Source organism: Saprospiraceae bacterium (assembly GCA_026129545.1).
Taxonomy (GTDB): domain Bacteria; phylum Bacteroidota; class Bacteroidia; order Chitinophagales; family Saprospiraceae; genus M3007.
Genome location: JAHCHX010000001.1, coordinates 2,733,414 through 2,747,754, shown reverse-complemented (window position 1 = coordinate 2,747,754; position 14,341 = coordinate 2,733,414). Strand labels below are relative to the sequence as shown.

The window sequence follows — 14,341 nt, the reverse complement described above, 5'->3', positions numbered from 1 at the left end:
CTACATCCCGGCATTTTTTCTCTCAAACCCACTTTTTTTCATGCTTAATTTTCTTGCAACGGAAGGCGCGGCTGCGAACAGCAGCGAGCGCCGTGGCCGGGCGAATGAGCAAGATGACTACCTGCTCGATGCTTATTCCCAGACCGTCACCGGTGTCGCTCGCCGTGTCAGCAGCGGTGTCGTTCACCTGAAAGTCCAAAAACCAACGCCTCAAAATCGTCGGCAACAACAGCAAATGCCTCCCGGAGGGGCAGGCACTGGCAGCGGCTTCGTCATCAGCTCTGATGGTTTCGTGGTGACAAACAGTCATGTCGTGAATGGTGCCACCCAAATCGAGGCCAGCTTGCCCGATGGGCGTTCGTTCCATGCCCGCGTGGTGGGCGACGACCCAGCCACCGATGTGGCGGTGGTCAAAATTGACGGCGACAACCTCGCCACGCTTTCTTTCGGCGAAAGTGACCGATTGCAGGTCGGCCAAATCGCCATCGCCATCGGCAACCCCTACGGTTTCCAGTACTCCGTGACGGCGGGCGTGGTCAGCGCCTTGGGGCGCACGCTCCGCAGTCAGAATGGCCGACTTATTGACGACGTGATTCAGACCGATGCCTCGCTCAATCCCGGCAATTCCGGCGGCCCTTTGGTGGATTCGTTTGGCAATGTCATTGGGGTCAACACGGCGGTTATTTTGCCAGCGCAGGGATTGTGTTTTGCGGTTGCTGCCAATTTGGCCAAGTTCGTCGTCGGAAAACTAATACTCGAAGGCCGCGTGCGACGAGGTTATCTCGGCATCGCCGCACAGGCCGTGCCGCTGCCCAGCAAATGGACACAAACGCTGGAACTACCCACCAAAGGCGGCATTCAAATTCAAAACGTGGAAGCCGACGGCCCGGCCAACAACGCGGGCTTGAAAGCAGGCGACATCATCGTGCAGTTTGAAGGCAAGCCCATTGACTCGATTGACGAGCTGCACAAGGCGCTCGACGAAACCACCATCGGGCGGCGCTCCAGCCTTTGGGTGCTGCGCGATGGCAGCCTTAAAAGTGTGGCCGTGACACCAGGCGAATTGAAATAAGCGATTCGACCGACGAAATCGCCTGCACGCTCGGCATTGCCCACCATTCAACAGTTAAGTGCTTTCACTCTTCTCTACAATCCCTTACCATTGTGCAAAATTTTCAAACAAACACTTTGAATCATGCACACTATCTTGGGTATCAACGGTACGGTCGGCTTGGGTTTGGCCACCGCGCTTCGCAGACAAAATATACCAGTGCGTGGCGTAAGCCGACGCCCCTTTCCCGGCGACTGGGAACACCGACAGGCCGACGTGACCAATCGCGCCGACGTGCTTAACGCAGTGGATGGCTCCAAAGTCGTATATCTGTTGGTTGGGTTGGAATACAACATCAACATTTGGCGTCGCGATTGGCCGGTGATTATGGAAAACTGCATAGAGGCGTGCCAAGCCAACGATGCCAAGTTTGTATTTCTCGACAACGTGTATTCTTATGGCCTCGTGGAAGGCGCCATGACGGAAGAGACACCCCACCGCCCCAGTAGTGAAAAAGGAAAGGTACGCCAACAGATTGCCGAACGCTTGCTCGAGGCTTTTGACAAAAAAACAATTCGCGGCTGCATCGCACGCGCCGCAGATTTTTATGGCCCCGACTGCCAAACCAGCATCCTGAACCTCACGGTCTTTGAAAGATTGGCAGCGGGCAAATCGGCATTTTTGATGGGACGGGCCGATAAAATTCACACCTATACCTACACGCACGACATCGGGCCAGCACTAGCGCTGCTTGGCACCGACGCTCGCGCCGATGAACAAATATGGCACCTCCCGTCGTCCGCCGAACGCTGGACAGGCGAGGATTGGGTGAAAGCTGCCGCCACGGCCTTTGGTGTGAAGCCCAAGTTCCAGACGACCCCGACTTTCATGTTGCGCATCATGGGCTTGGGGAGCAGGCTTTTCCGCGAAATGGCAGAGATGAACTACCAATTTGCGCACGACTATGTTTTTTCCTCCGAAAAATTCGAGCGCGCATTCGGCATGAAGCCGACATCGTACCGGCAAGGCTTGGACGCAACTGTGGCTTATTATCGGAGCAGAAAAAGCTGAAGCACTCATCCACAAACAATTATGGAGACCTCTCCCGAACTCAACTATCTCGATAGCGCCCGAAAACTTTTCGGGTACTACCGCGAGCTTGGCGACAAGGCACTTGCCCAGATTGACGACGAGCACATTCATTGGCAGCCCTCGCCCGAAAGCAACAGCGTGGCCATCATCGTGAAGCATCTGAACGGCAATATGCGGAGCCGCTTCACCGACTTTCTCACCGCTGATGGCGAGAAGCCTTGGCGCGACCGCGAGGCGGAATTTGAAAACGATTATGCCAACAAGGAAGAACTATTGGCCGCGTGGAACGAAGGCTGGGAATGCTTTTTCGATGCTGTGAACCCTCTCACGGACCGCGATTTGGATAAAATCGTTTATATCAGGAACGAGGGACACACAGTGTTGGAAGCCCTGTCGCGCCAACTCGCCCACTATCCCTACCACATAGGCCAGCTGGTATATCTGTGCCGCCTGTTGGCAGGCGAAAAATGGCAATCGCTCTCGATTCCGAAAGGCGGGTCTCGGGCGTTCAACAATGAAAAATTTGCGCAAGAAAAACAGCGCAAGTTTTTTGCGGAAAAGCGGTGAGCTTCATTGACGCTCGAGCGTTTTCACTCGCATCGTCACCGTCTCCAAAGGCTCGTCGTCGCTGTTTCGAGGAAGTGCGGCGATTTTATCCACCACATCAATGCCCGCGGCGACTTCGCCAAAAACCGTGTATTGCCCGTCCAACTGCGGCGCGCCACCTTTTTGTTTGTAAAGCGCACGCAGTTCGGGGGAGAATTTTTTGCCCAATTGCTGCTCCCACTTGTCCAAGGTGGCATCCGTTTGTGGCCGGCCCTGCACGATGAAGAAAAGCGAGCCGTTGGCCGCTAACGCGCCCCTCAATAACGGACGCTGCGTTTGGGCGGGTGGGGTAGTCGTCAGTTGAGGCACCTCGCGGGCGTAACCGCTCTGCACCACAAAATCGCGCTCTATGCGACGCACGCGAAGGCTGTCGTAGGCACCCAAACGAATCAGCCTAAGGAAAAAATCGCGGTGGCGGGGAGTGTCGTCGTAAAGCCGCACTCGTATGTCGCCCATGCTAGTGTGGATGATTGCCTGCGTGTTTTTCTTTGATTGGCAACCCGTTGTCAGAAAAAGCGCGAGAGAAAGAAAAGCGCAGCGCAGCGCCGAGGCGAGAGATGTTGGGAAGAGCATCAATTGGGCTTGCGGGTCAACACCTTTTTGTCGCCTGACCATGTGAAGGTGTCTGGCACATATATCTTGGCCTCTGGAAGTTCCGTGATTTCGCCATCGGGCGTTTTGACCCTTTTCTTTTTTCGGTCGGGCATTCGAGTGTAAATTTTCACCTCCGGCATCGCAATCGTATCCATCGCCACATCGTATCGCCCTTCTTTAATGAGGTAATCAAGTATCTCAGGCGAGCCGTGCGAAAGCAGCACATTTGTCTCGATGAGGATGGTGCTGCCTGCCCAAGACTGAATGTCGTAGACATCGGCTATGTCAAGATTGACCGTTTTCACCGAGTCCACCTCAAAAACCTGATATATCGTGCGCGACATTTGCGCGTGTGCGGCAGTGGCTGAAACAATGATGATGATGAAGAAAGATAGAAGCAAACGGGTCATGGCAGTGACTATTTTGTGCGCAAAGTTCGCTCAATCACCGGATAAATATACTTCACGCCTTCAAGTTTTCAGCATGAGGAGGGTCGATGAAGGTAGTCAAGGGTTTTTGAGGGTTGATGAGTCGCGCAGCCCACCCTACGTACAGCCGTTCGGGACAGTACCCAAAAAACAATTGCCCGCTCACGTCAACGTGATGCGGGCAATCGAATTGTGTGCGCCGAGCACGTCGGAACGCGCTCTTTATGGCGAGTGAAAAACAATCCCACTACCTTTTGGCCGCAAAAGCCTCAGCATTGGGCATTTCTATTTTCAAATCTTTGGGCACAAACACCACGAACGTAAGTGTTTCGCGCAACTCCTCTCCCTTGATTCTGATTTGTTTCTGCATGTTTGGCGCCGTGATGGACAAGGCATTGCCGTTTGCTTTTGATATCAAGTTGTAACGACCGGCATTGGCGAGCTCGCCGAGCATCGCGTTGTTGCCTGTGGGGATGCTTACAGTAATGTTGATGCGAACGTAGGGGTTGTCCCACACTTTCAAGTCTATGGAACCCGGCAAGTCCAGCACGATGGTGCCTTTTTCTTCCGTGTTGAAAGACTTTGCAAAGGTTTTTTCCGCGGACTGTGCGGCGATGTCGAGGGAAAGCGTGAGGAGGATAATGGCGAGAAGTGCTATTCGTGTTGTCATGGTAAACCTCCTTTAAATTAATTTGTCGGTTCAAAGTAAAGATTTTTTTTTGGAAAAAGCAAGGAATCCGTGAAATTAAATTCTATTTTTCTTTACGAGATATGAAATAGGTTGGTTGGGCGCAGGTTGACTTTTGTGTTAAGCAGAGGCTGGAACGGGACATTCGCTTACCTTCGCGGCAAACAACACCGTAAACAGTCAGGCATGACATCACAAGTCGTTTTACATCGTTTTTTGCCACAACGCAACCTTGCCATGTTTCGCCTTTTCATGGCCCTTGCGCTCTGGTTTCATGGCACATCTGGCACCGCGCAAACTCCATCCGGCAATGCCGCGCTCCAAAATGGGCCCATGCTCGGCCATGTGGATATGCGCGAGGCGTTGATTTGGGTGCAAACCACCGCGCCCAGCACCGTAGTGGTGGAATACTGGGAGACGAGCAACCCATCGGCAAAAATGAAAACCGCTCCCGTCGTCACCACCAAAACACACGGCTTCACCGCAAAATGCGTGGCCGACCAAGTGCAGCCAGGCAAAGCCTATCAGTATGCCGTGCTCCTCAATGAGCAAGCAGTGAAGCTCCCTTTCCCCACCACGTTCAAGACACAACCCTTGTGGCAATGGCGCACCGACCCTCCCGCTTTCTCGGTGGCAACGGGCAGCTGTGCCTACACCAATGAGCCAGTGTATGACCGCCCCGGCAGACCGTATGGCTCCAATTTTCAGATATACGCCAGCATATACCAACAAAACCCCGACGTGATGCTTTGGCTCGGCGACAATGTCTATTACCGCGAGCCGGACTGGTTCACGCGCACGGGCATGGTGCATCGCTACACGCACGACCGCTCCATCCCCGAATTGCAGCCGCTACTGGCCTCCACGGCGCACTACGCCATCTGGGATGACCACGATTTTGGCCCCAATGACTCCGACGGCACGTTCGTTCACAAGGATATGGCATGGGAGGTTTTCCGAGATTTTTGGGGCAATCCCACATTCGGTGTGAATGGGCAAAAAGGCTGCACCACCTATTTTCAATACATGGACGTTGATTTCTTTCTGCTCGACAATCGCTACTTTCGCACCCCCAACGAATGTCGCACCTGCCCTGAGCGCACCTTGTTGGGAAAAGAGCAGCTGAATTGGTTTTTAGGCGCGCTGGCACAAAGTCAGGCACCCTTCAAAATAGTAGCCATCGGTGGCCAATTGCTTACGACGAGCGTGAAGCACGAAACAGCCGCCAACCTTTTCCCCGCCGAGCGCGACACCATTTTGAATTTCATTGAAAGGGAAAATATCAAAGGCGTTGTTTTTCTGACTGGCGACAAACATTTCACCGAACTGAGCGCCATGAAAAACGGTGCGGGCAATTGGGTCTATGACCTTACCACTTCGCCGCTTACCTCAGGCACCAACCCCAATGCAGAAGAAAACAAATGGCATGTGGAAGGCACGCGCGTGAACACGCACAACTTCTCCATGCTCCGCTTCAGCGGCACTCGCACCGAGCGAGCTTTGGAAATCACAAACTACGATGCCGACGGCAAGGAAACGTGGAAAAGAACCATCACAGCCAAGGGAATGAAATGACGCGAGGCGGCGGCGACAGTCGAACTGCTCATTGTTTTCACGAATATCTCAACAAAATCAGCCAAACAAAAAAAGACCTCTAATTCGCACAACCTGTCCCGAAAACCCGGAGCAGCACATTGTTTAACTATCGCACTATACATTGCACAAAATGTCTCCTTTTAATCCGGTAGGGGTGATTGGTGCCGGCAGTTTTGGTACTGCGGTTGCCAACTTGTTGGCGCACAATGCCGACGTATTGTTGTTCAGCCGCAGCCAAGAAACGGTGGATACCATCAATCAGAGCCGTTCCCATCTGGGGGTGGAAATCGCCGAGAGGGTGGCCGCCACAAGCGACTTGGAGGAGGTGGCACGGCGCTGCTCGCTCATCATGCCTATTGTGCCATCCAATAGTTTCAGGCAAGTGACGCAGGCCATCGCTCCCTACCTGCGTCCGCGTCACATCATCATTCACGGCACCAAAGGATTCGACCTCAAAGACGTGGAGGAAGACGAGCTGGAGCGCCCCGGCCTCGTGCTGACCCGCTCCAACGTGCGCACCATGAGCGAGGTGGTGTTGGAGGAAAGCAGCGTGGTGCGGGTAGGATGCCTTTCGGGGCCTAATCTCGCCGCTGAAATCATGCAAGGCCAGCCCACCGCCACTTTGGTCGGCAGCCGGTTCCGCGAAGTCATTCAGGCGGGACAGGTGGCGCTGAATAGCCAGCGTTTTCATGTATTTGGCTCCTACGATATTCTCGGCGCAGAGCTCGCCGGCGCTTTAAAAAACATCGTAGCCTTAGGCTCCGGCATCTTGGGCGGCATGGGCATGGGGCGCAATATCCAAGGGCTGCTCATCGCGCGCGGGCTGGCCGAGATGGTTTATTTCGGCAAATCGCTCGGCGCTTCGAGCCAAGCCTTCATCGGTGTGGCGGGCATTGGCGACCTTGTGGCGACGGCGACCAGCCTCAACAGTCGCAACTACACTTTCGGCACACGCCTTGCTCAAGGGGAAACCACCGCCCAAATCCGCGACACCATGCCCGAACTGGCAGAAGGGGTGCGGACGCTCCGAATCGCCCACCAACTCGCCCGTCAATACAAACTGCATGTGCCGATAACGAATATGCTATACGCAGTTGTTTTTGAGGGCTTCCCCATCGAAAAAGCGTTGGAGTACCTGATGACTTATCCGTATGCGGTGGATGTGGATTTTTTGTAAACGGGCTTGTCAACAAATCGCTAATAGCCCCGTTTTGGCGCATTGATTGCTCTATTTTTGCCCGCGTTTTTTAAAAAACTAAAAATTTTCAAAAACGATGAGGCATTTGAGATTTATCCTGTTACCCCTGCTTTTCGGCGCTGGCATCGCATCGCAGGCACAAACCAATGTAGCCCAAGCCGACTTCGACAGCACACTCATTCAAGTTCAGATAGAAGGCATCCCTGCCGGGAAAACCCGCCTTGTGGGCATCTATGGCGACCGCAATTACTTGGCCGACTCGGCTGATGTGGATGCCAACGGACGCTTCGAGATTCGGCGCAAAGAACCGCTCCCCGCTGGCTTCTACACCTTCCTGCTGCCCGGCGGCAACAAGAATTTTTCCATTCTCATTGACCAAGACCAGCGTTTCGCGCTTCGCGCCAAAGCCGACGACATTGCCAACACAATGCAGGTGAACGGCTCCATCAACACGGACTTGTTCTACAAAAACGCCATGTTTCAGGCCAAACAAGACCCTGAAATCCAGCGAACTTCCGAACTGATGAAAAACAACCCGGAAGACTCGCCGGCCTATCAGCAAGCCAAAGCGCGGCAAAATCAAATCCTCGATGAGCGCAAGGCACATCTCGACGAAATCTACGCCAAATACCCCGACGCTTTTTTCACCAAATTCAAACAAGCAGGCCAAAACCCCGAACTCACCTACCCGCGCAAACCTAATGGCGACCTCGACACATTGGCACAGCTGCTGCAATACCGCAGCCAATTCTGGGAGAACGTGGACTTTACCGACGAGCGACTGCTGCGCACCCCCGTCGTCGGCAACAAACTGCGCCGATACATCAAGGAAATGGTGCCCCAAAACCGTGATTCCATCATCCCCGTAGCCGACGAACTGATTCGCCGCGTGTTGCCCCACAAACCTTATTTCCAATTTTTTGCAAACTGGATTGCCCTGCAATACGAAAACACCAAGACCACAGTCATGGATGGCGAGGCGGTATATGTGCACGTCGTGAAAAACTTCTTCACGCCCGAACTGGCGTTTTGGGACAAGCCCGAAAATCTGGAGAAATTGCAAAAACACGTCTGGGAAATGGAGGCCAGTCTCCTTTGGAAAAAAGGCGCCGACGTGAGGGCAAAGGATATTCTGACCGACAAGGAGAGAAGCATCTACGAACTCACCGCCCCTATCGTGGTGGTGTTCATGTTTAGCCCCGACTGCGAGCATTGCCAAAAAGACGCTCCCAAAATCCAAACCATCGCCCGCAACTGGAAAAGCCGGGGGGTGGATTTCTTTGGCATAGGTGTCAGCACCACGGCTGAGGAGTTGAAAACGTTCACTAAGAAACACGGCTTTGATTTCCCCGTCGTGTTCGACCCCACCAATCGCGCCATTTACGCCAAATACTTCGTGGATATCACACCGGAACTTTACATCCTCAACAAAGACCGCATCATCGTGGCGAAGAACCTCAAAGCCGAGCAATTGGAAGAGGTGTTTCAGCGTGAGCTCAACAAACTGAAATAGGGCAAACTCGCTTTTCGATGGGCATGACGCACGGACAACAACACTGCATCCACACTACCGGACATTTTCAAATTTGCCATGAAGCCGCGAAGACGCAAAGCAGAATACTCACTGATTTGCCGCATTTTGTGCCTTTTTGTCTTTACGGCACAAAAATAATGTTCAGTAGTGCGCACTGCATCCCTTCGAGAGATTATTGACTCATCCTCCTCCGAATTTTTTTTGATTTAAAAATGCCGGATATCCTGCGCCACCTCAGGATATCCGGCATTTTTAAATCATTTTTGAGTTGCGCCAAAAGCCTCATGCTTGATTTTGTCGTCAGAAACGGGGCTGGCAGGCCGTCAAAAAAAGGCGGTTCCCAAGTATCCGTCAATGCGCCATTTCGGCCGACTGTGTATTCAGCATGGGCACATACAGCTCCCCGTTGAGCACGTTGCGCGAGATGACGATGCGCTGCACCTCTGAGGTGCCCTCATAAATCTGCGTGATTTTCGCGTCGCGCATGAGGCGCTCCACATGATATTCTTTCACGAAACCGTAGCCGCCGTGAATCTGCACGGCCTCCACAGTGTGGCGCATGGCGACTTCCGATGCGTAGAGCTTGGCCATGGCTGCGGCTTGGTCGTAGTTGAGTCCTTGGTCTTTCATCAAGGCAGCGCGATAGACGAGCAGTCGGGCTGCTTCTATTTCGGTGGCCATGTCGGCGAGTTTGAAAGCAATGGCTTGATGCTGGCTGATGGGTTTGCCAAAGGCGCTGCGTTCTTTGGAATAAGCAACGGAGAGCTCATAAGCGCCTGCTGCGATACCAAGCGCCTGAGAAGCGATGCCGATGCGACCACCGGAGAGGGTTTTCATGGCGAATTTGAACCCAAAGCCGTCGTCGCCGATGCGATTGGCCTTGGGCACTTTCACATCGGAATACATGATGCTGGTCGTGTCGGAAGAGCGGATGCCGAGTTTGTCCTCTTTTGCCCCGATGGTCACGCCCGGCCAATCGGCCTCCACGATGAGGCAATTGATGCCCCGGTGCGCTTTTTCTGGATAAGTCTGCGCCATCACGAGGTGCAGTTTGGAGGTGGCGCCGTTGGTAATCCAGTTTTTGGTGCCGCTCAAAAGGTAATGGTCGCCCATGTCAACGGCTGTGGTACGTTGGCTCGTGGCATCGCTGCCTGCCTCTGGTTCGGAAAGACAGAATGAGCCAATCCACTCCCCCGTGACGAGCTTTGGCAAGTACTTGCGTTTTTGCTCTTCGGTGCCAAAAGCCTCAATGCCCCAACAAACGAGCGAGTTGTTGACGGACATGATGACAGAGCAGGAGTTGTCCACTTTGCTGATTTCCTCCATCGCCAGCACATAAGAAAGCGTGTCCATGCCTCCGCCGCCGTACTCAGGCGAGACCATCATGCCAAGAAAGCCGAGTTCGCCCATTTTTTTGACTTGCTCTGCGGGGTAGATGCCCTTCGAGTCGCGCTCAATCACGCCGGGCTTTAGTTCGTTTTGGGCAAAGTCGCGGGCCGCTTGTTGCACGGCCAAATGCTCTTCGGTCAGGTGAAACATAGTTTGAAAGATTTGACGGTTCGCTGTTTGCGGTACATGGCTCACGCTGTGTGAAATATGGTACCGGTGAATGATGGGCCAATGCCCCTTGTGTGGTGATTAGGAGCATTTTCGGGGGTAAAAGTACGTCAACTTGCTCGAATCAATCGGAGTGGCCGATTTTTTAGAATTCGTCTGTTTTTTGGTGTGGCTGGCAATAGCTAATCCAATTCGAAGTGTTGCGCAGTCGGAAGCGGTTCTTTCACGATTGCCGCCAGACAAAAAATTGCAGTGAATCGACAGCCATTCTCGCTTTGGCGGGTTCTGAGCTGTCATCCCGGAAGCATGGAAGGGTGACATCTCAAAAACAGGCCGAGGTGTCAGCTTTTTATACCTTGATTCGCTAGGATTTGTTAGATGAACATGATTGATGTTATTGATTTTGAACAGATTGCGATTGCAGCCATGCCCAAAACCTAACGGCGCGAAGTATAGTTCCTCAAAAGATGACACCTCTTACAAACCGAGAATGGCTGGTGAATCGAACTTGCCGAATCCGCAAGCGTCGCAAATCCAATTCCAACCCTGTGCAAACATCTTCGCCGGAGAGCGTTCTGTCAAAACCTTTGAGCTCCTATTTCGAGCCATCTCTCGTCCCTCCCGTTGGCTCGAAAGATATAGGTGATGTGACTATTTAGGCAGGGGCAGCGCCCCGAAAAATTGGTAGGAGATGTTTGAAATTATTTCGTGAGGGGCAGCGCCCCAGAATATGTTTTCGGGGCGCTGCCCTTGTCTAAGTAGTAGCTTTCTGCCTTTGAAACGAAAACGGCGCGAAAGGCAATCAAGCCTTCCGCGCCGCGTCGCGCCAACCAGAAGGTTGGCGTTACAGTTGCGCCTTCACCATCTCGGCAAACGCCGCCACTGTCACAGCCCCTTGGTCGCCCTCGCCTTGCTTGCGCACGGCGACGGTGCCGGCCTCCACTTCCTTTTCGCCCACGATGAGCAGAAACGGGGTGCGCTTCAGTTCGTTGTCGCGGATTTTGCGGCCAATCGTCTCGTTGCGGTCATCCACTGAGCCGCGCAGGTCGTCGGCCTCGAGTTGTTGCTTGACTTGGTAGGCGTATTCCACAAACTTGTCCGACACGGGTAGGATGGCAAATTGCTCCGGCGAGAGCCAAAGCGGGAATTTGCCCGCGCAGTTTTCAATCAGCACACCCATGAACCGTTCCATGGAGCCGAACGGTGCGCGGTGAATCATCACTGGTCGGTGCGATTGGTTGTCTGCGCCGACATACCAGAGGTCGAAGCGAATCGGCAGGTTGTAGTCCACTTGGATGGTGCCGAGCTGCCAAGAGCGCCCCAATGCGTCCTTCACCATGAAATCGAGTTTTGGGCCGTAGAACGCCGCCTCGCCGAGTTCGGTCACGGTTTGGAGGCCTGCTTCCGCCGCCGCGTCAATGATGGCTTGTTCGGCTTTTGCCCAGTTTTCGTCAGAGCCTATGTATTTCGACTTGTCGTTCGGGTCGCGGAGGCTGATTTGGGCGGTGAATTTGTCAAAACCCAATTTTGCCAACACATATCGAGTGAGGTCGAGCGCGCCGAGAAACTCGTCTTTGATTTGGTCTTCGGTGCAGAATATATGGGCATCGTCTTGCGTGAAGCCGCGCACCCGCGTGAGGCCGTGCAGCTCGCCCGACATTTCGTACCGATAAACGGTGCCAAACTCTGCAATGCGCACTGGCAACTCGCGGTAGGAGCGCGGGCGATGGCCATAGATTTCGCAGTGATGTGGACAGTTCATCGGTTTGAGCAGAAACTCTTCGTCCACGTCGGGTGTGTGGATGGGCTGGAAGGAGTCTTTGCCGTATTTTTCCCAGTGGCCGGAAGTGACGTAGAGCTTTTTGCCTCCGATATGCGGCGTGATGACGGGCTGATAGCCGCGTTTGAGTTGTTCTTTTTTCAAAAAATCCTCCAAACGCTGACGCACCGCCGTGCCTTTCGGAAGCCATAGCGGAAGCCCCTGCCCCACTTTTTCCGAAAACATGAACAGCTCCAACTCAGCGCCCAATTTGCGATGGTCGCGTTTTTTGGCCTCCTCCAGCATTTGCAAGTACTCATCGAGTTCTTTCTGCTTGGGGAAAGTGATGGCATAGACCCGCGTCAGCTGCTTGCGCTCCATGTCGCCGCGCCAGTAAGCGCCGGCGAGGTTGAGGATTTTGACGGCTTTGATAGGCTCGGTGCTCGGCAGGTGCGGGCCTTTGCAGAGGTCCACGAAATTGCCTTGCTGGTAGAAAGTGATTTGGCCGTCTTCCAAGCCGTCAATCAGTTCGAGTTTGTACTCGTCGCCTTTTTCCTTAAAAAACTTGATAGCGTCGGCTTTGGAGACTTCGCTGCGTTTGTACTCGCTTTTGTTGCGGGCCAGCTCGAGCATTTTTTGCTCGATTTTCTGGAACTCTGCGGGGGTCAGCATTCGGTCGCCCGTGTCCACGTCATAGTAGAAGCCATTTTCGATGGCAGGGCCGATGCCGAATTTGGTGCCGGGAAACAGCGATTCCAGCGCCTCGGCGAGCAGGTGAGCGGAAGAGTGCCAGTAGGTTTGCTTGCCCTCTTTGTCCTCCCATTTGTGAAAAACGATGGTGGCGTCCTCATTGATGGGGCGCGTCAAATCCCGCACTTCGCCATTGACGGAAGCTGCCAGCACGACGCGGGCAAGACCTTCGCTGATGCTTTTTGCCACGTCGAGCGCGGTGGTTCCGGCGGCATACTGACGAACGTTGCCGTCGGGGAATGTGATGTTTATCATTGAAAAAGTGTGTTTTAGCCCACCCAAACGAAAGGCGGGTGCCTGTGCTCCATACGAACGGAGTAGGCGGTTTGTAAAAAAAAATGAGGCACAAAGGTAGAGGGCGGAAATATGAAAAACGAGGGAACCTGCAACCGCCTGAAAAAATAGGCTTATCGCGGTGGGGGGCGTTCCCTTCGCCAAAGACCTCCACCGCGATAAGCTTAATCATTTTCGTGCGATATAAAGCCCTGTCAAAATCACCCCTGTCCCCGCCAAGTCAAGCGGGCCAATCATCTCGCCGTCGAAAGCGCCCAACCCAATGGCCGCCACGGGCAAGAGGTAAGTGACGGAGGTGGCAAACACGGCGCTGGTGCGCTGCAACAACCAAAAATAAAGAATGGAGCCGCCCACCGTGCCCAACAAAGCGAGATAGGCGATATAGCCCAAGCCTTCCATCCCGCGCTCGTCGCGTTGGGCTTCTTCCCAACCGCCCGACCACCAAAGCCCCGTGAGAAACATCCAGCCCGTCAGCACGAATGCTGCCGACGCGATGCCCGCCGGGTGTTGGTCGCGCAGCCACTTGTTCACCACATTGGCATTCACCGCGTAGCACACCGTTGCTAGGGCGCACAGGCTTGCAAAAAAGGCATTGCCCGACATGTTGCTTTTGCTGTTGAACAAAATCAGCATCGCCGCGCCCAATAGGCCGAGCACCACGCCTATTATTTTCCGTTGGGTAAATTTCATTTCAAAAAACGCCACACCGAGCATGAGCGTGAACAACGGCGTGAGCGAATTGAGCACTCCGGCAAGGCTGCTGTTGACGTGCTGACCCGCCACCGCAAAGAGAAAATTCGGAATGGCCGAGCCGCAAAACGCCACCACAAGCAGGGGCCGCCAGCGTCGCCAGTCAATTTTCGACCAAAAGGCCGCCGCCACGGGGAGGTAAAGCGCCGTGGCCAACACCATGCGCCACATCGCCATTTGAAGGGGGGAGAAGATGGCTACCGAGCGTTTGATGAATAGAAAAGAAGCGCCCCATATCAGGGCCAAAACAAACAAAACGAGCCAGTCGAGGGCGGAAGGGGCGCGGGAGGACATGGGCGCAAAGGACGGGAGTTTTGTCGCACTGTCGTATCGCTTTTTTATCGCGTTTTTCGTCATTTTGTATGCGCTGAATAATAGAATACAGTCCAATCGCCGAGCAGATAAAATGGGGTGCCAAATGCCACCCATAGAATCTACGACCCA

The 14,341-nt window shown here is 53.8% G+C and carries 12 protein-coding genes; 6 read left to right on the top strand and 6 right to left on the bottom strand.

Annotated features, from left to right (window positions below):
- The first annotated feature begins 40 nt into the window (after positions 1–40).
- The 3 genes from KIS77_10545 (at position 41) to KIS77_10535 (ending at position 2,710) form a co-directional block, all read left to right on the top strand.
- Positions 41–1,072 (top strand): trypsin-like peptidase domain-containing protein, encoded by a 1,032-nt coding sequence (locus KIS77_10545; GenBank protein ID MCW5922776.1) that lies wholly within the window; start codon positions 41–43, stop codon positions 1,070–1,072.
- 123 nt (positions 1,073–1,195) lie between these two features.
- A complete protein-coding gene (locus KIS77_10540) occupies positions 1,196–2,122 on the top strand; it encodes an NAD-dependent epimerase/dehydratase family protein (protein MCW5922775.1) in 927 nt (308 codons plus the stop codon).
- A 21-nt stretch (positions 2,123–2,143) separates the two neighbouring features.
- Positions 2,144–2,710 (top strand): DUF1572 domain-containing protein, encoded by a 567-nt coding sequence (locus tag KIS77_10535; protein MCW5922774.1) that lies wholly within the window; start codon positions 2,144–2,146, stop codon positions 2,708–2,710.
- 3 nt (positions 2,711–2,713) lie between these two features.
- Here KIS77_10535 and KIS77_10530 read toward each other — a convergent pair whose 3' ends face one another.
- From KIS77_10530 to KIS77_10520, 3 genes are all read right to left on the bottom strand, one after another.
- Positions 2,714–3,364: a peptidylprolyl isomerase gene (locus tag KIS77_10530; GenBank protein ID MCW5922773.1), complete on the bottom strand. Its 651-nt coding sequence runs from the start codon at positions 3,362–3,364 to the stop codon at positions 2,714–2,716.
- Positions 3,322–3,753, bottom strand: coding sequence for a hypothetical protein (locus KIS77_10525; GenBank protein ID MCW5922772.1), 432 nt, complete (start codon positions 3,751–3,753; stop codon positions 3,322–3,324). The genes KIS77_10530 and KIS77_10525 overlap by 43 nt, the downstream gene beginning before the upstream one ends.
- Positions 3,754–4,018: 265 nt before the next feature.
- Positions 4,019–4,441, bottom strand: coding sequence for a hypothetical protein (locus KIS77_10520; GenBank protein ID MCW5922771.1), 423 nt, complete (start codon positions 4,439–4,441; stop codon positions 4,019–4,021).
- A gap of 270 nt (positions 4,442–4,711) precedes the next feature.
- Here KIS77_10520 and KIS77_10515 point away from each other — a divergent pair, with 270 nt between their 5' ends.
- From KIS77_10515 to KIS77_10505, 3 genes are all read left to right on the top strand, one after another.
- Positions 4,712–6,034: an alkaline phosphatase family protein gene (locus KIS77_10515; protein MCW5922770.1), complete on the top strand. Its 1,323-nt coding sequence runs from the start codon at positions 4,712–4,714 to the stop codon at positions 6,032–6,034.
- 151 nt (positions 6,035–6,185) lie between these two features.
- Positions 6,186–7,232 carry an NAD(P)-dependent glycerol-3-phosphate dehydrogenase gene (locus KIS77_10510; GenBank protein MCW5922769.1) on the top strand — a complete coding sequence of 349 codons (1,047 nt, stop codon included), beginning with the start codon at positions 6,186–6,188 and terminating at the stop codon, positions 7,230–7,232.
- A 97-nt stretch (positions 7,233–7,329) separates the two neighbouring features.
- On the top strand, positions 7,330–8,766 hold the full coding sequence (locus KIS77_10505; protein MCW5922768.1) for a redoxin domain-containing protein: 1,437 nt from the start codon (positions 7,330–7,332) through the stop codon (positions 8,764–8,766).
- A gap of 372 nt (positions 8,767–9,138) precedes the next feature.
- Here the strand turns inward: KIS77_10505 and KIS77_10500 are convergent, their stop codons facing one another.
- The 3 genes from KIS77_10500 to KIS77_10490 all read right to left on the bottom strand — a co-directional run bounded on the left by KIS77_10500 (position 9,139) and on the right by KIS77_10490 (position 14,254).
- The gene (locus KIS77_10500; GenBank protein MCW5922767.1) at positions 9,139–10,326 is read right to left on the bottom strand and encodes an acyl-CoA dehydrogenase; all 1,188 of its coding nucleotides are present in this window, start codon (positions 10,324–10,326) and stop codon (positions 9,139–9,141) included.
- An 862-nt stretch (positions 10,327–11,188) separates the two neighbouring features.
- Complete coding sequence (thrS, locus tag KIS77_10495; GenBank protein ID MCW5922766.1) at positions 11,189–13,108, bottom strand: threonine--tRNA ligase; 1,920 nt, start codon at positions 13,106–13,108, stop codon at positions 11,189–11,191.
- 207 nt (positions 13,109–13,315) lie between these two features.
- Entirely contained in the window at positions 13,316–14,254 is a 939-nt protein-coding gene (locus tag KIS77_10490) for an EamA family transporter (protein MCW5922765.1), read from the bottom strand.
- Positions 14,255–14,341 lie beyond the last annotated feature (87 nt).

Excerpts from the sequence above, each read along its gene's own strand:
- KIS77_10540 (MCW5922775.1), top strand. The coding sequence starts at position 1,196 with ATGCACACTATCTTGGGTATCAACGGTACGGTCGGCTTGGGTTTGGCC.
- KIS77_10535 (MCW5922774.1), top strand. The coding sequence starts at position 2,144 with ATGGAGACCTCTCCCGAACTCAACTATCTCGATAGCGCCCGAAAACTT.
- thrS (MCW5922766.1), bottom strand. The coding sequence starts at position 13,108 with ATGATAAACATCACATTCCCCGACGGCAACGTTCGTCAGTATGCCGCC.
- KIS77_10515 (MCW5922770.1), top strand. The coding sequence starts at position 4,712 with ATGGCCCTTGCGCTCTGGTTTCATGGCACATCTGGCACCGCGCAAACT.
- KIS77_10500 (MCW5922767.1), bottom strand. The coding sequence starts at position 10,326 with ATGTTTCACCTGACCGAAGAGCATTTGGCCGTGCAACAAGCGGCCCGC.
- KIS77_10490 (MCW5922765.1), bottom strand. The coding sequence starts at position 14,254 with ATGACGAAAAACGCGATAAAAAAGCGATACGACAGTGCGACAAAACTC.
- KIS77_10545 (MCW5922776.1), top strand. The coding sequence starts at position 41 with ATGCTTAATTTTCTTGCAACGGAAGGCGCGGCTGCGAACAGCAGCGAG.
- KIS77_10525 (MCW5922772.1), bottom strand. The coding sequence starts at position 3,753 with ATGACCCGTTTGCTTCTATCTTTCTTCATCATCATCATTGTTTCAGCC.
- KIS77_10510 (MCW5922769.1), top strand. The coding sequence starts at position 6,186 with ATGTCTCCTTTTAATCCGGTAGGGGTGATTGGTGCCGGCAGTTTTGGT.
- KIS77_10530 (MCW5922773.1), bottom strand. The coding sequence starts at position 3,364 with ATGGTCAGGCGACAAAAAGGTGTTGACCCGCAAGCCCAATTGATGCTC.
- KIS77_10520 (MCW5922771.1), bottom strand. The coding sequence starts at position 4,441 with ATGACAACACGAATAGCACTTCTCGCCATTATCCTCCTCACGCTTTCC.
- KIS77_10505 (MCW5922768.1), top strand. The coding sequence starts at position 7,330 with ATGAGGCATTTGAGATTTATCCTGTTACCCCTGCTTTTCGGCGCTGGC.